This is a genomic window from Chelatococcus sp. YT9 (genome assembly GCF_018398315.1).
In the GTDB taxonomy this organism is placed as follows: Bacteria; Pseudomonadota; Alphaproteobacteria; order Rhizobiales; family Beijerinckiaceae; genus Chelatococcus.
Window position 1 is genome coordinate 1063536 of sequence record NZ_JAHBRW010000001.1, and the last position, 23413, is coordinate 1086948.

At 63.1% G+C, this 23413-nt stretch carries 23 protein-coding genes and 1 other RNA gene; 15 read left to right on the forward strand and 9 right to left on the reverse strand.

What is annotated here, in order from left to right:
* Positions 1–181: 181 nt before the first annotated feature.
* Positions 182–604 (reverse strand): alternative ribosome rescue aminoacyl-tRNA hydrolase ArfB, encoded by a 423-nt coding sequence (gene arfB / locus KIO76_RS04845; RefSeq protein ID WP_213321727.1) that lies wholly within the window; start codon positions 602–604, stop codon positions 182–184.
* 197 nt (positions 605–801) lie between these two features.
* On the opposite strand from arfB, the gene KIO76_RS04850 reads away from it, so the two are divergent.
* The 3 genes from KIO76_RS04850 (at position 802) to KIO76_RS04860 (ending at position 2740) form a co-directional block, all read left to right on the forward strand.
* Positions 802–1104: a (2Fe-2S)-binding protein gene (locus KIO76_RS04850; RefSeq protein WP_213321728.1), complete on the forward strand. Its 303-nt coding sequence runs from the start codon at positions 802–804 to the stop codon at positions 1102–1104.
* A gap of 319 nt (positions 1105–1423) precedes the next feature.
* Positions 1424–1903, forward strand: a complete 480-nt coding sequence (gene bfr / locus KIO76_RS04855; protein WP_213321729.1) for a bacterioferritin — start codon at positions 1424–1426, stop codon at positions 1901–1903.
* Positions 1904–2092: 189 nt separating this feature from the next.
* A complete protein-coding gene (locus KIO76_RS04860; protein WP_213321730.1) occupies positions 2093–2740 on the forward strand; it encodes a glutathione binding-like protein in 648 nt (215 codons plus the stop codon).
* Positions 2741–2784: 44 nt separating this feature from the next.
* Here KIO76_RS04860 and KIO76_RS04865 read toward each other — a convergent pair whose 3' ends face one another.
* Positions 2785–3387: a MarR family winged helix-turn-helix transcriptional regulator gene (locus KIO76_RS04865; RefSeq protein ID WP_213321731.1), complete on the reverse strand. Its 603-nt coding sequence runs from the start codon at positions 3385–3387 to the stop codon at positions 2785–2787.
* Between the two features lie 523 nt (positions 3388–3910).
* Between KIO76_RS04865 and KIO76_RS04870 the strand changes: the two genes are divergently transcribed.
* Complete coding sequence (locus KIO76_RS04870) at positions 3911–4171, forward strand: YMGG-like glycine zipper-containing protein (protein WP_213321732.1); 261 nt, start codon at positions 3911–3913, stop codon at positions 4169–4171.
* A 35-nt stretch (positions 4172–4206) separates the two neighbouring features.
* Here the strand turns inward: KIO76_RS04870 and KIO76_RS04875 are convergent, their stop codons facing one another.
* Positions 4207–5670: a hypothetical protein gene (locus tag KIO76_RS04875; protein WP_213321733.1), complete on the reverse strand. Its 1464-nt coding sequence runs from the start codon at positions 5668–5670 to the stop codon at positions 4207–4209.
* 13 nt (positions 5671–5683) lie between these two features.
* On the reverse strand, positions 5684–7096 hold the full coding sequence (locus KIO76_RS04880; RefSeq protein ID WP_213321734.1) for an MBOAT family O-acyltransferase: 1413 nt from the start codon (positions 7094–7096) through the stop codon (positions 5684–5686).
* 248 nt (positions 7097–7344) lie between these two features.
* On the opposite strand from KIO76_RS04880, the gene ggt reads away from it, so the two are divergent.
* Together ggt and KIO76_RS04890 are read left to right on the forward strand one after the other, a co-directional pair.
* The gene (ggt, locus tag KIO76_RS04885; protein ID WP_213321735.1) at positions 7345–9054 is read left to right on the forward strand and encodes a gamma-glutamyltransferase; all 1710 of its coding nucleotides are present in this window, start codon (positions 7345–7347) and stop codon (positions 9052–9054) included.
* A gap of 8 nt (positions 9055–9062) precedes the next feature.
* Entirely contained in the window at positions 9063–10046 is a 984-nt protein-coding gene (locus tag KIO76_RS04890; protein WP_213321736.1) for an NAD(P)-dependent oxidoreductase, read from the forward strand.
* Positions 10047–10055: 9 nt separating this feature from the next.
* Here KIO76_RS04890 and KIO76_RS04895 read toward each other — a convergent pair whose 3' ends face one another.
* From KIO76_RS04895 to KIO76_RS04915, 5 genes are all read right to left on the reverse strand, one after another.
* The gene (locus tag KIO76_RS04895) at positions 10056–10883 is read right to left on the reverse strand and encodes a TIGR00282 family metallophosphoesterase (protein ID WP_213321737.1); all 828 of its coding nucleotides are present in this window, start codon (positions 10881–10883) and stop codon (positions 10056–10058) included.
* Positions 10884–10994: 111 nt separating this feature from the next.
* On the reverse strand, positions 10995–11585 hold the full coding sequence (locus KIO76_RS04900; RefSeq protein ID WP_213321738.1) for a 5-formyltetrahydrofolate cyclo-ligase: 591 nt from the start codon (positions 11583–11585) through the stop codon (positions 10995–10997).
* Between the two features lie 22 nt (positions 11586–11607).
* Positions 11608–11763: non-coding RNA, 6S RNA (gene ssrS / locus KIO76_RS04905), on the reverse strand.
* A 196-nt stretch (positions 11764–11959) separates the two neighbouring features.
* Positions 11960–12331 (reverse strand): cell division protein ZapA, encoded by a 372-nt coding sequence (locus KIO76_RS04910; protein ID WP_213321739.1) that lies wholly within the window; start codon positions 12329–12331, stop codon positions 11960–11962.
* A gap of 130 nt (positions 12332–12461) precedes the next feature.
* The gene (locus tag KIO76_RS04915; protein ID WP_213321740.1) at positions 12462–12734 is read right to left on the reverse strand and encodes a DUF4164 family protein; all 273 of its coding nucleotides are present in this window, start codon (positions 12732–12734) and stop codon (positions 12462–12464) included.
* Between the two features lie 284 nt (positions 12735–13018).
* Between KIO76_RS04915 and tkt the strand changes: the two genes are divergently transcribed.
* From tkt to KIO76_RS04960, 9 genes are all read left to right on the forward strand, one after another.
* The gene (tkt, locus tag KIO76_RS04920) at positions 13019–15007 is read left to right on the forward strand and encodes a transketolase (RefSeq protein WP_213321741.1); all 1989 of its coding nucleotides are present in this window, start codon (positions 13019–13021) and stop codon (positions 15005–15007) included.
* Positions 15008–15075: 68 nt separating this feature from the next.
* Positions 15076–16083, forward strand: a complete 1008-nt coding sequence (gap, locus tag KIO76_RS04925) for a type I glyceraldehyde-3-phosphate dehydrogenase (protein WP_213321742.1) — start codon at positions 15076–15078, stop codon at positions 16081–16083.
* Between the two features lie 162 nt (positions 16084–16245).
* Positions 16246–16776 (forward strand): hypothetical protein, encoded by a 531-nt coding sequence (locus KIO76_RS04930; RefSeq protein WP_249729491.1) that lies wholly within the window; start codon positions 16246–16248, stop codon positions 16774–16776.
* The gene (locus KIO76_RS04935; RefSeq protein WP_213321743.1) at positions 16773–17969 is read left to right on the forward strand and encodes a phosphoglycerate kinase; all 1197 of its coding nucleotides are present in this window, start codon (positions 16773–16775) and stop codon (positions 17967–17969) included. The genes KIO76_RS04930 and KIO76_RS04935 overlap by 4 nt, the downstream gene beginning before the upstream one ends.
* An 80-nt stretch (positions 17970–18049) precedes the next feature.
* Complete coding sequence (fba, locus tag KIO76_RS04940; RefSeq protein WP_213321744.1) at positions 18050–19114, forward strand: class II fructose-bisphosphate aldolase; 1065 nt, start codon at positions 18050–18052, stop codon at positions 19112–19114.
* Positions 19115–19254: 140 nt separating this feature from the next.
* Complete coding sequence (locus KIO76_RS04945; protein WP_213321745.1) at positions 19255–19911, forward strand: thiamine phosphate synthase; 657 nt, start codon at positions 19255–19257, stop codon at positions 19909–19911.
* Positions 19908–21065, forward strand: coding sequence for a tetratricopeptide repeat protein (locus tag KIO76_RS04950; RefSeq protein ID WP_213321746.1), 1158 nt, complete (start codon positions 19908–19910; stop codon positions 21063–21065). The genes KIO76_RS04945 and KIO76_RS04950 overlap by 4 nt, the downstream gene beginning before the upstream one ends.
* Positions 21066–21293: 228 nt before the next feature.
* The gene (locus tag KIO76_RS04955; RefSeq protein WP_213321747.1) at positions 21294–22103 is read left to right on the forward strand and encodes an inositol monophosphatase family protein; all 810 of its coding nucleotides are present in this window, start codon (positions 21294–21296) and stop codon (positions 22101–22103) included.
* Positions 22104–22426: 323 nt separating this feature from the next.
* Positions 22427–23413: a flagellar motor protein MotA gene (locus tag KIO76_RS04960; protein WP_213321748.1), complete on the forward strand. Its 987-nt coding sequence runs from the start codon at positions 22427–22429 to the stop codon at positions 23411–23413.

Sequence of the window (23413 nt, forward strand, 5' to 3'; positions counted from 1 at the left end):
GGTGGCCTCGCGCCAGCGAGGTCGGGCGGGGGGTCAGAGGCCGGGAGCGATGCTCGGTTGGCCATGCAACTGTTGTCTTGCTTGCTGGCCGGCCAGCACTAGGCCCCACCCGGCGCCTACGGCCCCCAAGGGAGGGATCGGCGCTGCACTTCCACCGTTTCATCCCGGCGGCGCGCCAGTCTCACTCCTCTCCCGGCTTGCGTCCACGTAATCCCTTGATGGCGCTCCGGCGGCTCTTGCTTTCCAGTCGCCGCGCCTTCGAGGCCAGCGTCGGCTTCGTCGCGCGCCGGGGCTTGTCCACATGGGTCGCCTGCCGGATGAGCTCGATGAGCCGTTCGAGCGCCTCCTCGCGGTTGCGCTGTTGGCTCCGGTGGGCCTGCGCGGTGATCACGATCACGCCATCGTTGGTCAACCGGCTGCCGGCCAGCTTCATCATGCGGATCGCGACGTCGTTGGGGAGCGAAGGCGAGCGCCGGATGTCGAACCTGAGCTGAACCGCCGTCGAGACCTTGTTGACGTTCTGCCCGCCCGGGCCAGCCGCGCGGACAAAGCTTTCCTCGATCTCCCGTTCGTCGAGCTCGATGCGATCGGTAATGCGGATCATCGCCTGCCTGCCATTTGCCTCATCCGGCATAACGCGCCGGCCCAGATCTGCAAGCCCACGGATCTCAATACCACTGTCACGCCGATCTTCGGCGAGATGGTCGATTCTGTCGCAGGCACAGCCCTTGAATTTTTGACAGCACACGATAACTTCTTGATATCAAAGACTTTTTTGAACGATTCTAAACTGGACCGGTAATGATCGTCTGCCACTGCAACGTCGTGACCGATGCTGATATACGCAGCACATTGGCAGACGAGGACCCGATGAAGCCGCGCAGCCCCGCGCAGGCTTATCGCTGCCTCGGTTGCAGCCCTGACTGCGGCCGGTGTCTCGTAACCGTGCGCCGCATCCTGTCTGACGCCCGTGCCGCTGCCTGCCCGGTTGGCTGCGCGATTTGTCCCGGCGCCGCTCATAACCAGCACGATCATGACCATAACGAAGCCGCTCAGCCCGATATAGGCCTGCCGGAACAGGTTGCGCTGGTCGCGGCCGAGTAGGGTCGTTGTGCCGGCGTGAAGCCGGCGCCGGTTCGGACTGAAACGCTTCCCTTTCGCCTCGCATGAGAGGCGATCTACCTTTTCAAAAATGCACGACCGATCAGCCCTCGGGGCGGCGCGTCATCTCGCGATTATCTCCCTCAGGCGGGTGCACGTTCGTTCGCCTCGCTGAGGGGTTGTGCGGCAATTCGGATTGCCGATTCCTTCATGTCGCGCCTTGCCTGAAAACGCATTTTGTCTGGCTCGTCGGGCTTGATCTTTCGAATCCAAATTTATAATTATTCTAAATTGAGATTGCCTGCCAACGGAGCTGGATGCCATGAAAGGCGACGCGAAGGTCATAGAATATCTAAACCGTGGGCTGCGTAGCGAACTGACCGCGATCAACCAGTACTGGCTGCATTATCGCATGCTTGATAACTGGGGCTACAAGGCCATGGCCAAGAAGTGGCGCGCGGAATCGATCGAGGAAATGGTGCATGCCGACAAATTCGTCGATCGCATCCTCTTCCTCGATGGCCACCCGAATCTCCAAGTGCTGGACCCGCTGCAGATCGGTCAGACCGTCAAGGAAGTCATCGAATGCGACTTGGCCGCGGAAGTAGGGGCTCGTGCGCTCTACCAGGAGGCCGCAGCCTATTGCGAGACGCAAAAGGACTATCCGTCACGCGATCTCTTCATCGAGCTGATGACCGACGAAGAAGGCCACATTGACTTTCTGGAGACGCAGCTTGAGCTCATCAAGCAACTCGGTGAGCAGCTCTATGCGCAGAACCATATCGGCGAACTCGAAGACTGAGTAAGCCCCTCGCAAGCTTTCGACATTGCGTCGCCCCGGCTTGAAACGACACACCGGCCCGCCCCCCTCCGGATGGCGGGTCATCATCGGTTGATGGCGGCTGATTTGGAACCTTGCTCGGAATAAGGCATCCTCTGGCGAATGGATGGCGCACCATCCGAGCCTGGTGATGGTTTGAGCGAGCCGACGATGATCGACCTTTATTACTGGACCACCCCGAACGGCCATAAAATAACGATTTTCCTTGAGGAAGCCGGCCTACCTTACCGGATCTACCCGGTGAATATCGGCAAGGGAGAACAGTTCAACCCGGATTTTCTCAAGATCGCACCGAACAACCGGATTCCCGCCATCGTGGATCACGAGCCTTCCGGCGGTGGCGCACCGATTTCCCTGTTCGAATCCGGCGCGATTCTTCTCTATCTCGCCGAGAAAGTTCATCGCTTCATCCCAGCCGAGATCACCGGCCGATCCGAAGTCTTGCAATGGCTGTTCTGGCAGATGGGCGGCCTTGGTCCAATGGCAGGTCAGAACCATCACTTCAGCAATGTGGCCCCTGAAAAGATACCCTATGCCATTGAGCGCTATGTCAAGGAAACGGCCCGACTCTATGGCGTGATGGACAAACGCCTCGCCAATAGACCGTTTCTAGCCGGCGAATATTCGATCGCCGACATGGCGTGCTACCCCTGGGTCGTGCCTCACGAACGCCATGGGCAAAGCCTCGACGATTTTCCCAATCTCTCGCGTTGGTTCAAGACGATTGCCGAAAGGCCTGCGGTCATCCGCGCCTTCGCGAAGGCTGACGCCATACGGGCCCAGCAGGCTCAAGGCTGAGGCAAGGGGACCTGCGTCACCAACGGCGCGCAGGTCCCGGCACTTTATACGAGCCTCGCCTCGCCGTAGCGGGCGGCATTGGTCCAGATATGCTCGAGCCGTCGTAACGTCGTGAAAGTGATGCCAAATTCCCGCATCTGCTCGTCATCCCGCACCGCCAGACGATGGTATCCATCATCGATCTTGCGAATGAGATCGCACAGGTGCCGCCCTTGGTCCGACAACCGGATACGGGCCGCGCGCTTGTCACGCGGGGAGGCACTGCGCTCGACGTAACCGCATTCCACGAGCCGCTTGAGGTTATAGGACGCGTTTGAGCCGAGGTAGTGCCCGCGATCGATGAGGTCGCGTACCGATAGATCGTCCCCACCGATCGTGAAGAGCATCATCACCTGCGATGGGCTTACATCGTCAACACCCAGCCGCGTCAGATCATTGCGCAGAAGATCGAGATAGCGTCGATAAACACGCTCTACAATGCGCACGAGCTCCAGATGGGGCACGTGCCCGGGCTCCAGATCGTCGTTATCCTGATCGACGGGCGGCAACTGATCGATCGAAAAGTCGTGGACAGCACCACTTTCGATACGACTTGCACAAGGCGCGATCGACGCGCCTGCCTTGGGGCCTCTTGCTCTTTCTTCCATCCTCTCCTTACTCCACGCTCGCCACTCCAGATATGTCGTTTTGATTTTACTGTTAGCGCCAATACTTAGGAGCAAACCGTCACCATAGCAATATCTCTGGCATGGCTACAATCTAATAACATCGTGCTCACGCCATATTATATGTTCATATCAGCCAATTACAACCGGTCATATAAAAAGTAATTGCTCAGGATTTTGTTTATTGTCGATATCTCGACTTCATAATTAATTACAAACATATTTATATGCAAAAGGTTACCCGAATACACTGCAATATTCGACGGAAATCGAGGGCATCGGCATGCCCCCCGCAAACGCCAATATGCGACAAGGACTGGAACTGCGGCTGGGTGCGTGCAGTGTTGTTGCCGGAAGAGCGTCACGGCCCGCTGAGAAGCCGCGCCGCTTCATGAGCTGAAGGCAAAGGCGGCCATTGCGGTTGGCACGGTTTATTCTCGCACCGTGTTCGCCTAAAACGTGACTGTATGCTTCGTTATGTAGCGTCCATGGAGGAAGTCAGTCTATGAAAAAGCTATTGGCCGTCAGCGCTTTGGCGCTTGGTCTCGCAGCTTGCAACCCCAACAATCCAACGGATCGCACGGTTGGTGGCGCCCTCATTGGCGGCGGCGCAGGCGCTCTTGTTGGCGGCCTCGCGACAGGAACCGCTGGCGGTGCCCTGGCCGGCGCCGCCATCGGCGGTGTCGGCGGCGCAATCGTGGGCAATGCCACCACGCCCCGCTGCGACTATTACTGGTACCGTGGTCGCCGCTATCAGCAGTGCTGACGCGACGCGGCGGGCGCATCCATGCGCCCGCCCCTCTATCTGCTTCCGCAGTCTACCGTGAATGATTGCAGGTTGAACTTCAGAAGCCGTGGATCGTTGCCTTGGCCGAGCTGCAGCGGCGACTTCACTTTACGATGCCTTAGATGGAGCAGGGCGACGCCCCTCGCCTCTGCGGGCACGTCGACCGGCTCCGATGCCGATTGCCAAGCCTGCGATGGGGAGAGCCTGACCAGACTGTCCTCTTGATCCCCGTGGAGAAAATGGCCGAGTGTCAGCCGGCAGCGACTCTCAGGCAAACGGATGGCCAAGACGGATTCCAGCCCATCCGACCAGATGAAGCTGTTGGCTTCGGGCTGCGACCAGCCCCGGCCGAACAGGATGTTGTTCTGAATGGCCGTCTGATCGATCACGTGCTTGCCGTTACTGGCCGGAATCCGGCCCCAGTAAGCCGCTCCAGCGAGCGCAGCATCGACAGCCTCCAGCCGCTGTTGAGCGAGTTCGGTGGACGACCGGAACTCCGGCGCTAGAATTCCCGCCTCTGCCATCTGCTCGGCCAAACGGCGCGTGCGGATACGCGCGCCCTCCGCGATGGGGTGGTAGTATGTGTCGAGCATATAGCGCTCGTCGGCGAAATAGTAGTCACGTGGACTGCCGATGATGGGAATGCCGACGCGCCCCATCGCAGCCCGCAGCGCGTTTTCGGCAGGGCGGAAATCTCTCTCATAGTCATCGTAACAATCTTTTCCGATCACGACTGGCCAGGTGAGCGCGATCTTTGCCCGCCGGGCGCGCGCGATCCCAGCCAGTCTGTCTGCCAGCCGCTCCAGATCAGGCGCCCCGTTCTTTTGTCCGAACAGCAACATGCTGCGGCAGTCAAAAAAGCCGATATAGCGCGGGACGGGTCCATCGTTGAGCGCCGAGCCAAAGGGCGAATGCTCCAGCTGAGAATACCATCCGGATACAATGGCCTGAGAGCTCGGCGGCGCCTCGCCAAGCGCGCGGGAACGCATATACTTGAATATTGAGGAAAACCTCATGCCCTTGAAAAAGAACTTCATCCGATCCCAAAAGGACAAGGCACGGTAATAGTGCTTCAATGTCATAAAAACGTTATCTGTGAACGTCGGATCACTAAATTGGCCGACGTAGTAGTTCCACTCGAGCGGCATGATCAGAACGTCACCCGCATGGAGATACTTCTCCAGCCGAGCGAGCTTCATATCGAGCGGATAGCCCGCGTGATCTGCAAGCAGCACGGTCTGACGCCCGAACTTGCGTTCGAGAATCTCCGGATCAAGCCCCACATAGGCGTTGGATCCCGCATCGATGATGATCCGAGGACCGGTCGTTTGCTCAAAAAGAACCTGCCTCACAGACAGCGGAGGATCTTGGACTGGCAGGACCAGCAGGCGATCGAAGAGCAGGAAGCTCGCGATGGCGAGCGCCAGGAAGGTGACCACACCCGCCAGCAGGAATTGGCCGTTGCGGCTCGGTGACATCGGCGGCGGTCCTCTAAAAGTTGAAATAGAGGAACGGCGATGTTTCGCCGCCGCCTGCGTGGATGAGAGCGAGGAAGATTGCAACGCCCGTCGCCACGCCGCTCACCCAGCCGATGCGCCAGCGGCCGCCAAGAACGATCGTCTGGGAATTCGGGAGCGTCCAGACTATCCCTGCGCATAGCAGGAGCAGGGCGACAAGCCATTGCCAATCCATGGCAAAGAGGCTCATAGCATCGGGCGATTGGGCGTGGCCCACCATGGCGGAGAGGATGCCGGCCGCCGCCGCGCCATCCGGCGCGCGAAACGGCACCCAGGCTGCATTGACGAACAGGAACGTCAGCGGCAGCGCGAGGGCCGGGGTCATGCGCATCCCGGCTTGCACCCAAAGCCGATGCAGCACGATGGCGGTGCCATGCATGGCGCCCCAGATCACAAAGGTCCAAGCTGCGCCATGCCAGAGGCCGCCGACCAGAAAGACGATGAAGAGATTGCCGAGCGTCCGGGATTCGGTGCCGCGGTTACCGCCGAGTGGAATATAGAGATAATCTCTCAGCCAGCGTGACAGCGTCATATGCCAGCGGCGCCAGAAATCCTGGATATTAAGTGCCTTGTAGGGCGAATTGAAGTTGAATGGCAGGAGGTTGCCGAACATCAGCGCGAGCCCGACCGCCATATCGGCATAGCCCGAGAAGTCGAAGTAGAGCTGGAAGGTATAAGCGAGGCTCGCGAGCCAGGCATCCCCGATGCCGAGCACGGCTTTCGAAGCAAATCCGCGATCGGCGAACAGTGCGAGTGTATCGGCAACCGCGAGTTTCTTGAACAATCCGATCGCGAACAGGAGCCAGCCCTGCGCCATTTCGTCGGAGAAGATCGAGATCCGCCGCCGCGCGTGAAACTGCGGCATCATCTCTTTGTGATGGATGATAGGCCCGGCAACGAGATGCGGAAAAAAGGTTACGAAGAGAACATAGGGAATGAAGGGTTCATGATCGTGACGCTTGAGATAGACATCTGAGATGTAAGCGATCTGCGTGAATGTATAAAAAGAGATACCGACGGGCAGCGCGATTTGAAAGGCCGCGCCGTGCCAGCCGGTGAGATCATTCGCCGTGCGAATAAGGAAATCGAGATATTTGAAGACGGCCAGCAGCCCGACATCGAAGACCACGCCGGCGAGAAAGATCATGCGCGCCATGCGGGGATTGTCCCGCGCGCGCATCAGTGCGGCCCCGACAATCCAGTTGACGATGATCGACAGACCCAACAGCGCGCCGTGGCGCCAACCGTCCTGGACGTAGAAGACCACCGAGGCAACTGCGAGCCACGGCACAACGAACACAGCGCCGCGAACGCGCGAAAGAAACAACGCACCGGCCAGTACGATGGGCAGGAAGACGAAGAGGAACGACTGGGAAAAGAAGAGCACGCGTGGCCAAGTTTCTCGAGTGAGTCGTCGACTTCGCCATCGGCGAGTATGATTTTTCCATACGCCGCGCTGCGAAGACAATCAAGGCGCGGTCATCGCAGATTGGAGGCAGAGGCGGCGTAAGGGAAGATGGTTGTCGGACGCGACGTTTCGCGACAGAGTGCGCGCCGACTGAAAGGTCGCGCCATGGGCCCAACCGCGAATGGAACCGATGAGCGGCCCGCGCCGGGCCAGGGAATATCAACGTCATGACCGCCAACGCCTCGCTTCCCGGTCTGCCCACCGTCTCCCCCGCGCTCTTATGCGAGAAGACACCGGTTCGCGCAACGAAGGGGATGGTCGTCACCAACCATCCGCTCGCGTCGCAGGCGGCGAGCCAGATGCTGCTCTCCGGCGGCAACGCCATTGACGCGGCGGTGGCCGCCCTCTTCGCCCTTACCGTCGTCGAGCCGATGATGGTCGGCGTGCTCGGCGGCGGTCTGCTCCATATTCGGCAGGCAGACGGATCGCACTGCGTCATCGATGCCTTGTCAACCGCGCCGGCAGCCGCCCGCGCTGGCATGTACGAGACGGTGTCGGATGTACTGCCCGACTATCAACTCACCGTCGGTCGCCGGAATGAGACGGGCGCCGGCGCGGTCGCAGTGCCCGGGGCCCTAGCTGGCTGGTGCGAAGCCCTTAGGCGATTCGGCAAGCTGCCGCTTGGCGACGTCGTGGCCCCCGCGATCCAGCTTGCGACGCGCGGCTTCACCGTCACACCCTATCTTGTCGATTGCATCACCGACGCTGCCGCCGACCTTGCGCGCGACGCCGGCCTGGCTGGGCTTTATCTGCCAGGAGGGATGGCCCTGCAAACGGGGGATCGTCTCATTCAGGGCGACTATGCGGCGACGCTTCAAACCATCGCGGATGAGGGGGCGCCTGCGCTTTACCAAGGTGTGCTGGGGGCCGCCTTGGCATCGGCGACATCAGCTGGTGGAGGCTCCCTCGCGATGGAGGACCTCGCCAGTTATGCGACCGTCACCCGCGAAGTGATTCGCAGCCACTATCGCGGCTTCGAGATCGTCGGGCCACCGCCCCCCTCCTCCGCCGGTGTGCATATCGCCCAGATGCTCAATATCCTCGAGGCTTACGACATCGGCGCGCTGGGCTTCGGCTCGGCGGACAGTGTGCATCTCCTGGCCGAAGTATTGAAGATCGCCTTCGCCGACCGCGCCGTCGCCACAGCGGATCCGGCCTTCATCGAAGTGCCGGTCGGCCGCCTCATCGATCCCGACTATGCGGCGGAGCGCCGGGCGGCCCTGTCTATGGAGCAGGCGAAGGACTGGCTGCCCGGCATTCCCGCCGGCCGCGGCCTCATGCCGCCGGAATCGCCCAACACGACGCATGTCACGACCGCGGATAGCGAGGGCAACGTGGTTGCCGCCACGCAGACGATCAATTCCGTCTTTGGTGCGCGAGTGATGGTGCCCGGCACGGGCATGGTCGCCAACAACTACATGTTCAATTTCGACCCACATCCCGGCAGGGCGCTGTCGATCGCCCCCGGCAAGCGCGTCTTCACCTCGCAGGCCCCGATGATGGCGCTCAGGGACGGGCGGATCGCCTATGCGCTCGGCCTTCCCGGCGGGCTGCGCATCTTCGGCTCGGCGATGCAGGCGCTCATCAACCTCATCGATCATGGAATGGGGTTGCAGGAAGCGGTGGAAGCGCCACGTGTGTGGACGCAGGGGTGGGACCTCGAAATCGAACGCGGCATTGATGAAGCGGTGCAAGAGGAGCTAACCCGCCGTGGCCATCGCGTCACCCGCGTGGGACGCGTGGCCGGCGGGATGAACGCCATCGCCTTCCATCCCGACGGCTCCATGACGGGCGCGGCCTGTTGGCGGGCTGACGGCACCGTTCTCGGCATCGGCGGCGGCCTTGCCCGTCCGGGTGTCCGCTTTTCAGCTCACTGAGGTCCAGCATGCGCATCCACATCCAGAACACCGGCAATTTCAATCCCCTCTATGCCGTCGACGGGGCCCTGTGGACAGCGGCGCTGGCCCGCAACGGCGAGGACGCGGCCGATTATGAGGTCACTTTCGGCAAGACGCTGGACGACTATGCCAGCAACATCAGGGACGCCGAGCTCCTGCTCAGCCACAACCGCAGCATTCCAGACCTGTTTCCCGTCGAGGCGCCCAAGCTGAAATTCGTCATGTGCGGCAATGCCGGCCTCGATTCGCTCGCCCCCTTCGATTGGCTGCCACGTGGCGTGACCCTGTTGACGAACAGCGGCACCCATGCCGACAAGGCCGGAGAATACGCGATCATGGCGCTCCTGATGCTGGCGAACGGCGTCCCGGCCTTTGTCACGGCACAGGCCGCTGCACGCTGGAACAGGAAAACCGGCCGGCTTCTGCGTGATGGTCGCCTTACCGTCGTTGGCCTTGGCGCCCTCGGTGGGGCGGCCGCCCACCACGGTAAGGCCTTCGGCATGCATGTCACGGGGGTGCGCACCAGCGCCTCACCTCACCCTGCCTGCGATCGTGTGGTCGCAACGGGCGATATCGACAGCGTTCTGCCGGAAACCGACTATCTCGTCCTCGCTTGCCCGCTGACGCCGGCCACCCGCAACATCCTTGACCGCCGCCGCCTCGCCCTGCTGCCTTCGAACGCGGGCGTGGTCAACATCGGGCGCGGGGCACTCGTCGACGAGCCGGCGCTCTGCGATGCCCTCGATGCGGGCGCACTCGCCGGCGCGGTGCTGGATGTGTTCGTTGAGGAACCGCTGCCGCCGGATGCCCGCATCTGGACGACGCCCAATGTGGTGATCACACCGCATATGTCGGCGGACGATCCCACCCGTTACATGGCGAACACGCTGGACGTGCTCTTCGCCAATCTGAAGGCCCTGCGCGAAGGGCGCTCCTTGCCGAACGCCTTCGACATCACACGGGGTTACTGAGCCGGCGGGTCAGGTCCTCTCCCAGAAGGCCGGACGATTCTCAGCCAGATGCGGGCCGATGGACACCGCCGAGACCTTCACCGCGAGGCCCGTCCGGTCATCGGTCTCGACGGCGAGGCCCGTGAGCGTCCCCTCTCCCGTCGCGGGCTCCAGCCGCGCCCCCGGGGTCTTCTGCACGAAGCGGCGGACCGCCTCCTCATGCTGCATGCCGAGGATGGACTGGTAGTCCCCGCACATGCCGGCGTCGGACTGGTACGCCGTGCCACCCGGCAGAATGCGTGCGTCAGCTGTCGGCACATGGGTATGGGTACCCACGACGATGCTGACGCGCCCGTCGAGAAAATGGCCCATGGCCTGCTTCTCGCTGGTCGCCTCGGCGTGGACATCCACAACGATCGCGTCCGCGCCGAGGCCGAGGGGACATTCGCCGACCACACGCTCCATCGCCGCGAAGGGATCGTCGAGCGCGTCCATGAACAGGCGCCCCATGACATTGGCCACAAGAACACGCGCGCCTGTCGCGGTCTCGACCATGGCGACGCCCCGCCCAGGCGTGCCCGGCGGAAAATTCACCGGCCGCAGCAGGCGCGGCTGCCTTTCGATGAAAACGAGGGCTTCGCGCTGATCGAAGGAGTGATTGCCGAGGGTGACGACGTCAGCCCCGGCTCCCAGGAGATCGTCGCAGATCGCCTCCGTGAGCCCGAAACCGCCAGCGGCGTTCTCACCATTGATGATCACGCAATCGAGCGCCCACGCCTGTCTGAGACCCGGCAGAAGGCGTGTGACTGCGGAACGGCCAGGACGCCCCACGACATCTCCAAGAAACAGCAGACGCATGGCTCCCCTCGAAAAGCTTGTGTCGATCATCACGTCTTGCAGGGTTCGTCGCAGCGGCGCAAGCGACACCTGTCACGGCGGAAAAGTAATCAAAGGGAAGTGAACTGCGATTCACCTGCCGTCACGCCCGGCGGCGAGGACCCCGTGCTCTGTGGCGACATAGTCCAGAGGCTGGTCGTGGGGCTCGGTCGGCACCACCGGCACCTCCTGCATGGCATAGGCGAGACCTATCGTCGTCAGCGGTCCGCTTGCCCTGAGCCTTGCTATCACCCGGTCGAAGAAGCCGCGGCCATAGCCGAGCCTGTGGCCACGTCGGTCGAAAGCGACGAGGGGAACGAGAAGGATCGCCGGCCGCACCGACGGAGCCCCCGCGTGGGGGCCGAAGGTACCGAGCCCCACGGATTGAAGCGGATCACCCTCCCTCCACAGATGGAATGAAAGGTCATCATCCACGATCACCGGCAGAGCGGTCGGGACGCGCCGTTCGGCAAGCGCCGACAGCAAGGGTTTCGGATCGATCTCGCCCCTGATCGGCCAGTAACCGCCGACGGCATCCTGCGGACGAAAAATTGAGAGCTCCAGCACCCGCCCGGCAAGGGCGGTGCTGGCGGCGACGCCGTGAGAGGATGCAAAGATTTTGCGGGCAGCAAGGACGGAGGCGCGAAGGTCGGACTTGCGCGCCGCGATCGTTCGATCGTTCAAAGGCTTGACCCGTTGAAAGAAGCGCGGAGCCACGAAGGCCGTTGGAGTGACGATCCCGGGAACCTACATAAGTAGGTGGGCGCCGTATGCCCAGGTCCACGGACCCGGCCAGGGACAGCTCCCTAGGAGATCGTAAGGCCCCGGGGAATATGTCTCCTGACGCGCCCCATAGCCCCGCAAGGACGAAGATAATCGCCCCTTGCCCGGAATGCTAGAGCCCACCGCTATCAGAAATGACGTGAGGCAGCGACGTCGGGACGGCACAACCGCAGATCGCTCCGTCATTAGCGTCCTCTCTCCCGGCGGAAGAAGAACAGGGTGAGGGGAAAGGGTGAAAGTCCTTCACCCCCGCCTCCGGCGCGGCCTCTCAAGCATTACCCGTTCTGTTGCGGTGAATTGAGCTCGCGGGCTATGCGCTCGATGCGCTGGGCGGCGGAAGCGACTGCCTCGGTGAGTTCGGCCTCCATGGTACCAACGCGTTCGTCGCCGGCTCCGACCGCCTCCTTGAGCTTGGCCACCTCGGCTTCGAGATTGGCGATACCCCGTTTTGCCTCGGACAATTCGTCTGCGATCGTGAGCGCGGCCATGACATGGAGACGCATGTCGCCAATCTCACCGAAGGATTGCCTCAGTTCGAGAATGCGGCCATCAAGCAAACCGGCCAAAGCGGCGATATGCTCTTCTTCGCCAGGCCCGCAAGCCATGCGATAGTTGCGCCCGGCGATGCTGACATTGACTTCTGCCATTCAGCCCTCCCCGCCCCGAGACCATGAAGCGGATCCCACATTACCCTTCAAAGATATACTCCACAAATGCACGGCAAAACCGGCTGCGAGATCACCATGTCTGCCGCATCCGGCCGGGATGAGGAACAGTCTACCGCCGCCCGGCCTCGGCGAGGATGGACCCGACGACGCTCGTGGCGCGGGCAAGCCGCTTGTCGACGTCATCGGTGACGGCCTCCAGATTGTTCAGACGCGCCAGCGTTCCGTCGAGTTCCACAGCCATGCGCGCCCGATCGTCCTGCATCAGCGACAGCTCGGTCTCGAGGTCGCCGCGGCGGCGTTCGGTCTCCAGCCGGCGCATGGTGGTGGCCTCCAGCGTTCCGATGGCCGCCTCGAGTCGCTTCAGCGCCTCAGCAAGCGTCATGTCGATCGCCCTCCCTGGCCTTTGAGTTACGCATCCGCGGCAGGGTGCGTGGATCCTTTCAACCGATCTCGCGGCGCAATACGGCGCGCACCCGAATCTCTGCCATATCCCTGCCAATTCTCCGCGACAGGGTGGCGGGTGCGAGATAGAACGTCAATGAGCCTCTTTGACTTGCCCATATCTACTGCTATCAAGCCCTCAACGTGCCAGGCGCTCCCACGCCCCACGTCCATCGCGCGATTTTTCGCGATCGCAGTGACCTCCGAACGCGTGCAGGCGAAACAATGACATCCCAGGTAGAACACGACCGTCTGGCCAATGCGCTCCGCGCCCTTTCCATGGATGGCGTGGAGAAGGCCAAGTCCGGCCACCCCGGCCTGCCAATGGGCATGGCCGACGTCGCGACGGTCCTGTTTTCGCGCTTCCTGAAGTTTGATGCCGCCGATCCGTTCTGGCCAGACCGCGACCGCTTCGTGCTGTCGGCCGGCCATGGCTCAATGCTGCTCTATTCCCTGCTGCATCTGACCGGCTATGAGAGCGTCACCCTCGACGAGATCAAGCGTTTTCGCCAGCTGCACTCGAAGACCCCCGGCCATCCCGAAAATTTCGTGACCCCGGGCGTCGAAACGACCACCGGTCCGCTCGGACAGGGGCTCGCCACTGCGATCGGCATGGCAATGGCTGAGCGCATGCTCGCCGCTGAATTCGGCGACGATCTCGTCGACCACTATACCTATGTGATCGCCTCCGACGGTGACCTCATGGAAGGCATCAGCCACGAGGCAATCGCCCTCGCCGGCCATCTCAAGCTTTCCCGGCTCATTGTCCTCTATGATGACAATGGCATCTCCATCGATGGGCCGCTCTCTCTCGCCGACACCGTGGACCAGGTGAAGCGCTTCGAGGCGGCCGGCTGGCTCGCTTCTCGCGTCGACGGGCATGATCCCCAGGCTGTCGCTGTGGCTCTCGCCAACGCGCGCACCGCCGACAGGCCTGTGATGATCGCCTGCCGCACCACCATCGGTTTCGGTGCGCCGAAGAAAGCGGGAACGTCCAAGGCCCATGGCGAGCCTCTCGGTGCGGAGGAACTGGCAGGCGCCAAGGCCGCCCTGAAATGGGAATACGGCCCGTTTGAAATCCCCTCCGATATCGCAAGCGCCTGGCGGGCGATCGGTGAGCGCGGACGCGCCGCGCGCGAGGAGTGGCAGCGCCGCCTCGCAGCCGCGCCGCAGAACACCCGGGACGATTTCGCGCGGCGGCTCGTCGGCGAACGGCCGAAGGCGCTGGCGCCCGCGATCTCGGCGCTCAAGGGCAAGCTGATCGCCGAAGCGCCCGCCATCGCCACCCGTAAGGCGAGCGAGCTCGTCCTCGAAGCCGTCGTGCCACTGCTCCCGGAACTGGCGATCGGGTCGGCGGACCTCACGCCCTCGAACAACACCCGGACCAAGACGGCCAAGGCCATCAATGCCACCGATTTCAGCGGCCGCTACATCCACTACGGCATCCGTGAATTCGGCATGGCCGCGGCCATGAACGGCATCGCCCTGCATGGCGGCTTCCTGCCTGCCGGAGCCACCTTCATGGTGTTCACCGATTACGCCCGCCCAGCCATGCGCCTCGCGGCGCTGATGGGGACGAGCGTAGTCTATATCATGACCCACGACTCGATTGGTCTTGGCGAGGATGGCCCGACCCACCAGCCTGTGGAGCATCTGGCGGCGCTACGCGCCATGCCGAACATGCGCGTCTTCCGTCCGGCCGACGCCGTCGAGACCGCTGAAGTCTGGCAGCTCGCGCTCACCCGTAAGGACGGCCCGACGGTGCTGGCTTTGACGCGCCAGAATCTGCCTCTGCTGCGCAAGGAAGCCGTCGAGAGCAACCTCTGCGCCACGGGTGCCTATGAGCTGTCACCGGCAGGTGGGAAAGCGATCGCGACACTTTTCGCGTCAGGCTCAGAGGTCGAGATCGCCATGGCGGCACAGGCGAAGCTGGCCGAGAAGGGCATCCATGCCCGCGTGGTATCCGTACCGTCGCTCGAGCTGTTCCTCGAACAGCCGGAAGACGTGCAGAAGGCCGTGGTTGGCGATGCGCCCATCAAAGTCGCTATCGAGGCCGCAGTCCGCTTCGGCTGGGATGCTGTCATCGGCCATGACGGCATCTTCGTCGGCATGGCGAGCTTTGGCGCCAGCGGGCCCTATAAGGATCTTTACGCTTATTTCGGCATTACGGCTGAAAGCGTTGTGGAGCGTGTCACCGCGCGCCACAACGGCTGACAGCGGTCAGTATTATCGGATACGGAAAGGCATTCCTGCCCAGGGATGTCCAGCGGAGGAGTAAGGTTATGGCGGTTCGGGTCGCGATCAATGGGTTCGGGCGTATCGGGCGCAATGTGCTGCGCGCCATCGTGGAAAGCGGACGCACGGACATCGAAGTCGTGGCGATCAACGATCTCGGCCCCGTCGAGACGAACGCCCATCTGCTGCGTTTTGACTCGGTGCATGGCCGCTTTCCGCACCAAGTGACGGTCGAAGGCGATACCATCAACGTCGGCCGCGGGCCGATCAAGGTCACTGCCATCCGCAACCCCGCCGAGCTGCCGCACAAGGATCTCGGGGTCGACATCGCCCTCGAATGCACGGGCATCTTCACAAGCCGCGAGAAAGCAGCCGCGCATCTCACCGCCGGTGCCAAGCGCGTCCTCGTCTCCGCCCCGGCCGATGGTGCCGATCTCACCGTCGTCTACGGCGTCAATCACGACAAGCTGACCAAAGATCATCTGGTCGTTTCGAATGCGTCCTGCACCACGAACTGCCTCGCGCCCTTGGCCATGGTGCTCGACGAAGCCTTCGGCATCGAGCAGGGCTTCATGACGACGATCCACGCCTATACCGGCGACCAGCCCACGCTCGACACGATGCACAAGGATCTCTACCGCGCCCGCGCGGCCGCGATGTCGATGATTCCGACCTCCACAGGCGCTGCCAAGGCCGTTGGGCTCGTGCTGCCGCAGCTAGCCGGAAAGCTTGATGGCACCTCGATCCGCGTGCCGACGCCGAATGTCTCGGTCATCGACTTCAAATTCGTGCCGAGCCGCGCCGTCACGAAGGACGAAGTGAACGCCGCTCTCAAGGCGGCCGCTGAAGGCCCATTGAAGGGCATTCTCGCCTACACGACGGCGCCCAATGTCTCGATCGACTTCAACCACGATCCGCATTCCTCGACCTTCGCCCTCGACCAGACGAAAGTGCTGGATGGCAAGCTGGTGCGCGTGATGTCCTGGTACGACAACGAATGGGGCTTCTCCAACCGCATGTCCGACACCGCAGTTGCGATGGCGAAGCTGCTCTGAGACAGCTTTATTGTAAGAAGGCATCGGCAAAGCCGGTGCCTTTTGCGTTCTGAGATACGAGCGTACCTGCCACGGTAAGAGAGCTTTGGTGAGGACGCTTCGATCGCGAACAGCCGGCGGATCCCCCATCCGCTATCTCTTCTCGCAACTGGATGGATGCCCATGAGCGACCCCCGGACGAGTGGACGTATCGAACCCAGCCTTTCGACACCTGAGGCGGAGGTCCCGCCGCCCCCGCCGGCACCACAGCCTGACCCTCGTCCGGCGCCGCCGCCTCAGCCGGTGCCCGAAGCACGGGTAGCGCCCGCGGCCCAGCCGGCACCTCAGACAGCTCCACGCCCGGCGCCGGCGTCGGCACCGCAGACCGCCCAGCCGCAGCCATCCGCACAAGCCGTCCCAGCGAGCCAGCGTTCTGGCCTCGACCAGCTGGCACGCATCGAGGAGAAAGCGGCGCGCATCGAGGAAAAATTCGCGCGTTCCGAAGCCTTGATGCTGCGGCTCGAAGCGCAGATCGAGAAATCGACCGGCATCACCGGCTCCCTCGCGCGCCAGGAGGATGTCTCTGCGGTTGACTACCGCGTCAGCCGTCTTCCCGGCTACGGAGCTCTCATTGTCGTCGCAGCACTGGCCGCCATCGGCGGCGCTGTGCTCGCCGTCATCCTTCTCCGCTACGCAGGAGGCCTTGGCCTATGACCTCGTTCCGCACCCTCGACGAAGCGCCGGTAAAGGGGCAGCGCGTCCTCGTACGCGTCGACATCAATGTCCCCATGGAAGATGGCAAGGTGACCGATGCCACGCGCATCGAGCGAGTGGTGCCGACGCTGCGCGAGATTGCCGATCGTGGCGGCAAGGTGATCCTGCTCGCCCATTTCGGCCGCCCGAAAGGCAAGCGCGAGCCGAAGGACAGCCTGAAACCCGTGGCGAAGGCCGTGGCGGCAGCAATGGGGAAGCCGGTTGCCTTCGCCGAGGACTGCATCGGCGAGACAGCCCAGCAAGCAATCGCCAAGCTCCACGATGGGGATGTCCTTCTCCTTGAAAACACCCGCTTTCACGCAGGTGAGGAAAAGAATGACAAGGCCTTCGTCGACGAGCTCGCCAAGCTTGGTGACATCTATGTCAACGATGCCTTTTCGGCTGCCCATCGCGCCCATGCCTCGACAGAGGGCCTGGCCCATGTGCTCCCGGCCTATGTCGGCCGCAGCATGCAGGCTGAGCTCGAGGCGCTGCGCAAAGGCCTGGAAAAGCCCGCCCGCCCTGTCGTGGCCATCGTCGGCGGTGCCAAGGTATCGACAAAGCTCGATCTCTTGGAAAACTTGGTCGCCAAGGTCGACGCGCTCGTCATCGGCGGTGGCATGGCGAACACGTTTCTGCATGCCCAGGGCGTCAATATCGGCAAATCACTCGCTGAGAAGGACCTAGCCGATACAGCCCGCCGCATTCTCTCGGTCGCGCAAGAAAAGAACTGCGCCATCATCCTGCCGGTGGATGGCGTCGTCGCTTATGAGTTCAAGGCGAACGCCCCCCACCACGCCTATGGCTTCGACGCCGTGCCGACCGACGGCATGATTCTCGATGTCGGCCCGCAATCGATCGAGCGCATCAAATCCGCGATCGACGATGCGGCCACCATCGTGTGGAACGGCCCGCTCGGCGCGTTCGAGTTGAACCCCTTCGACCATGGCACGGTCGTCGCCGCGCGGCATGCCGCCGAGCGAACGAAGCAGGGCAAGCTCGTGTCGATCGCCGGGGGTGGTGACACCGTCGCGGCTTTGAACCAAGCCGGCGTGGGCGGTGATTTTACCTACGTGTCGACGGCCGGCGGGGCCTTCCTCGAATGGCTCGAGGGCAAGGACCTGCCGGGTGTCAGCGCTCTGAAGGCGTCCTGATCCGCAATTCGGGCCCAGTCGGCCCTGCCGCTCCCATCCCCTAGTGGCCGCTGGCCACCGTCGCATAGGAGATCTGAACCGTGTCTCGCATTACCCTGCGCCAGTTGCTCGATCACGCCGCGGAAAACGGCTATGGCGTTCCCGCCTTCAACATCAACAACATGGAGCAGGGCCTCGCCATCATGGCGGCGGCTGATGCAGCCGATGCCCCTGTCATCATTCAGGCGAGCCGCGGCGCGCGCTCCTACGCCAATGACCTCGTTCTCGCGAAACTGATCGAGGGCCTCGCCGAGCTCTATCCGCACATCCCGCTGTGCATGCATCTCGACCACGGCAACAACGAAGCCACCTGCGCCACCGCTATCCAATACGGCTTCACCTCCGTGATGATGGACGGCTCTCTCAAAGCCGACGGCAAGACCGCCGCCGACTGGGACTATAACGTCGGCATCACCCGCAAGGTGGTGGAGATGGCCCATTGGGGCGGCGTGTCGGTCGAGGGGGAGCTTGGCGTGCTCGGCTCTCTGGAGCATGGCGGCGGCGAGCAGGAGGACGGCCACGGCGTCGAGGGCGAGATCAGCCACGACCAGCTGCTGACCGACCCCGAAGAGGCCGTGAAATTCGTCAAGGAAACCCAGGTCGACGCGCTCGCGATCGCCATGGGCACGTCCCACGGTGCCTATAAGTTCACGCGCAAGCCCGATGGCGCCATCCTCGCCATGCACGTGATCGAGGAAATCCACCGCCGCCTGCCGGACACGCATCTCGTCATGCACGGCTCATCCTCGGTGCCGCAGGATCTCCAGGACATCATCAACGCCTATGGCGGCGAGATGCCCCAGACCTGGGGTGTTCCGGTGGAAGAAATCCAGCGCGGCATCAAGCACGGCGTGCGCAAGATCAACATCGACACCGACAACCGTATGGCCATGACCGGACAGATCCGGAAGGTGCTGAGCGAGAACAAGGGCGAATTTGACCCGCGCAAATATCTGAAGCCCGCCATGGAGGCCATGACGAAGCTCTGCAAGCAGCGCTTTGAGGAGTTCGGCACGGCTGGCCAGGCCGGCAAGATCAAGCCGCTTTCCCTCGCCGCCATGGCGAAGCGGTATGAGAAGGGCGAGCTTGCCCCCAAGATCGGCTGATAGTCCAAGGCCGGCTGACATATCACGATCAGCCGACCGAAGGATGGCGCGCCACTCTCGCGCCATCATCAACGGCAGAATCACGTTATGCTCCGCCCTATCAGCGGAGCATCGCCGCATTTGCGGCATTGAGTGAATGAATGACCGAACCTTTCTGCCGTCTCTATCTCGTCAGCCCTGCAGTCGCTGCCCCTGAAGCCTTCGCGCCCGTACTGAAGGCCGCTTGCGCCGCTGGCGACATCGCCGCCGTATTGCTGCGGCTCGATGTGGGCGACGAACGGGCTGCCATCAACATCGTCAAGGAACTGGCGCCTGTTGCTCAGGACGCCGGGGCGGCGCTGGTCGTGGCAGGCCCTGCGGGCGTCGCGGTGCGCGGCGGCGCCGACGGTGCTCATATCGATATCCGTGGCGAGGAAGAGCCGGAGCGCATTCTCGATGACGCCGGAGAGCAGCTCCGCCCGCAACGTATCCTCGGGGTGGGCGGCCTCAAGAGCCGGCATGCCGCCATGCAGGCCGGTGAGGCCGACGTGGATTATGTGATGTTCGGCGAGCCTCGCCCCGATGGCAGCGTGCCGACCGCCGCCGAGACGCTGGAGCGCGCCGGCTGGTGGGCCTCGATCTTTGCGACGCCTTGCGTTGCTTACGCTGAGAGCCTCGGGGATGTCGGCCCGTTGGCCGCGGCCGGCGTCGAATTCGTCGCGCTTGGAGACGCAGTCTGGAGACATCCGGACGGCCCGGCGGCCGCAGTCACGGAGGCCCTTGCGCAGATAGCCGCCAACGTACCGGAAGAACCATGACGCTGCGGACGCTCATCCTCGGCGGGCTCGCGATCACCACCGTTGCATGGGTGGGAGCGGAAGCGACCGCACAGGAGAGGGCGCAGTCCCCCGCGCGCGCACCCTCTCCGCCGACGGCGTCATCAGGATCGACCGGGGACGGCAACGTCCAGAACCAGCGACCTCGCCAGTTGCCATCAACGGTGATGCCGAACTTCGATGGCCCGGGATCGTTGGATAGTCCCTTCGGCAGCCCCACCCAACGCGGCTTCGGTCAGGCTCCGCAATCGGCTATTCCGACGCTGCCGACCTTGCCCGACCCAAATGCGGACATCGCTTATGGCGCCTACCAACGTGGCCTCTACCGCCGCGCCTATGACGAGGCCAAGCAGCGAGCCGACCGCAACCCGCGCGACGCCGCCGCCCTGACCTTGCTGGCCGAGCTCACCTATCAAGGCCTCGGCATACGTCAGGACTTCGCGAAAGCAGCCGAGTGGTACAAGCTGGCGGACGCCCAAGGCGATCCCAATGCCTCCTTCGGCCTGGCGATGATGATGCTTGCGGGGCGCGGCGTGCCTAAGAACGAGATGGCCGCCCTCGGCTATCTCGAGAAGGCTGCCAAGGCCGGCCAGGGACCAGCCGCGTATAATCTGGCCGTGGCGCTCATCAGCACAGGCAAGCCGGAGGACCTGAAGCGCGCGATCGACCTGCTGCGCACCGCCGCTCAGGCGGAAATCGGCGACGCCCAATATGCTCTTGCCGTGCTGACGAAGCAGGGCCGCGGCATCCCTCAGAACGACGCCGAAGCCGCCCAGTGGATGGCGCGTGCCGCCGCGAACGACAACATCAGCGCCCAGGTTGAATATGCGATCATGCTGTTCAACGGCGAGGGGGTTAAGGCGGATGAGAAGCGGGCCGCGCAGCTGTTTGCGCTGGCAGCCGGTCGCGGCAACGCCATCGCGCAAAATCGATATGCGCGTCTCCTGGCAACGGGCCGGGGCGTGGCGAAGAACCGCGTCGAAGCCGCTGCCTGGAATCTGATGGCGACGCAGCAAGGCCTCGCCGACAGATGGCTTGACGATACCCTGAAGGATCTCTCCTCCGCGGAGAGGATCAAGGCAGAAGGGCTCGCACGCCAGCGCAATGCCGATCTCTCCGCCAATCTGCAGCCTTGACGGGCGGGCGGCGGGCAGGCACACAGCGGCATCAATATCCGGCGCCGATCTCGTTGGGCTTGGTCACCTTCTTGCGGCCAAACCCCAGAGACCGGTTCACCGGATCAATTCCCTGGGTTAGTGTCCGCAGGCCAGCCTCTCCGCCTGGCGCCCCTTGGACATATCCCTCCGGACACAATCCAAATTTACCGATGGCGTCGCGACACGGCGCGAAGGCAGACCCAAGCAATGATTCGCTCCCCGCTCATCACCGTCATGTCGGAGGCCGTCATCAAGGCCTCGCGTTCCCTCAAGCGCGATTTCGGCGAAGTCGAAGCGCTCCAGGTGTCCATCAAGGGGCCAGGCGATTTCGTCTCCAACGCCGACCGCAAGGCCGAAACCATTCTCCGCGAGGCCCTGGAGAAAGCCCGGCCCGGCTATGGACTGGTGATGGAGGAAAGCGGGATCATCGAGGGTAGCGACACCTCGCATCGCTGGCATATCGACCCGCTGGACGGCACCACAAACTTTCTGCACGGCATTCCGCATTTCTGCATCTCCGTCGGCCTTGAGCGCGACGGGCAGATGGTTGCCGGCATCATCTATGATCCGATCAAGGACGAGATGTTCATCGCCGAGAAGGGCAAGGGCGCATTTCTCAACAACCGCCGTGTCCGCGTCGCCGCGCGCCGGGAGCTGAGCGCGTCGGTCGTCGGCTGCGATATTCCGCATCTCGGCGAGCGCACCCAGGCGACCACGCTCCGCGAGATTGCGACTATGAGCGCGCGCGCCGCCGGCCTGCGCTCCTATGGCGCGGCTGCCCTTGATATCGCCTATGTTGCCTGCGGCCGCTTCGACGCCTTTTTCGGGCGCGGCCTCAAAAGCTGGGACATGGCCGCTGGCCTCGCCATCCTGCGCGAGGCGGGCGCCTTTGCAAGCGACGCCGAGGGCGGCCCCGATCCCGTCGCGAAGGGCCACATCGCCTGCGGCAACGAAGCCTTGCACCGCGAATTGCTCGACGTTCTGAAAACCGCGCGCGCGCCCCAGCCCGCCTCCTGAGGCAAGATCGGGCTGAGACGAGAGTGGCGTTCAGATTTGCGCGGCCAAGAATTGCCGGGCGGGCTCGTCATGGACGGATCATCACGCTTCATCCAAGCGGATGATCTCCATATGGGAGGCCTCCGACGCTTGCGGGACGGGTCTCGCCGTCCCCCACCCTCTAATTCATCAAAACCACGCGTACAAAAATAGCACGCTCAAGACCCGGATGCATAAAGCTCTCGGGATGGCGGGGGCTCGCCGCCCTAAAGGCTTGATTGCGAACGCCGCGCCAGCGAACATGCAGCCACTCTCTTGATTGCCGTGAGCACGCGGGTGGATGCATGGTTGCCGATGACTCCCTGAAGCTGACCCCTCCCCGGATCCACGTGATCCGCATGCTCGTATTCATCGTGCTCGTCGGCTTCCTGGCCTTTGTGCTGCACCGGCAGATCACAACGGCCTTCATGACGAATCCGGGGCTGAACGGCCTCATCATCGGCGCTCTTCTCATCGGCATCGTTCTCGCCTTCCGCCAGGTGATCCGGCTGTTCCGCTCGGTTCGCTGGGTCAACGAGTTGCGCCGTTCGAACCCGAATGCGACGCTTGATTCGCCGCCGAGCCTCCTCGGGCCTACCGCGAAGCTCTTCGGCAACAAGAACTCATCGCGGGGGGTCAGCACCCATACGTTCCGGGCGATCCTCGAGTCGATCGGCGCGCGCCTTGACGAGAACCGGGAGAATCTGCGCTATCTCGCCGGGCTCCTCGTCTTCCTCGGCCTGCTTGGCACCTTCTGGGGCCTCCTCGAGACCGTCAGCTCGGTTGGCGGGGTCATATCGTCCATGCGGACGGGCGCGGAGGCCGGCGTTCTCTTCGAGGAACTGAAAAGCGGGCTCGCTGCGCCGCTTGCGGGCATGGGCATTTCCTTTTCCTCGTCGCTGTTCGGCCTCGCCGGCTCTCTCGTCCTCGGTTTCCTCGACCTGCAGCTCGGTCAAGCACAGGGCCGCTTCTACACGGAGCTTGAGGATTGGCTGTCCGCCCATGTCGTGGATAATCCCAATCCCATGTCCGGCAGGCTGCCACCGGCCCTCGGCGGCTCCGACCAGGACGTGGCAGCGGCTCTCGAGAAGCTCGCCACCGTGATCAATGACGGGCAGGGCGGCCGCGCGGCCACCCACGCCATGGCCAATCTCGCAGAGGGCGTCCAGGGCTTGGTACAGCACATGCGCTCCGAGCAGCAGATGATCCGTGATTGGGTGGAGGCCCAGGCCAGCCAGCAGCGTGAGCTGAAGCGGCTCCTGGAACGCCTCGTCGACGAGCGGATCCGCTGA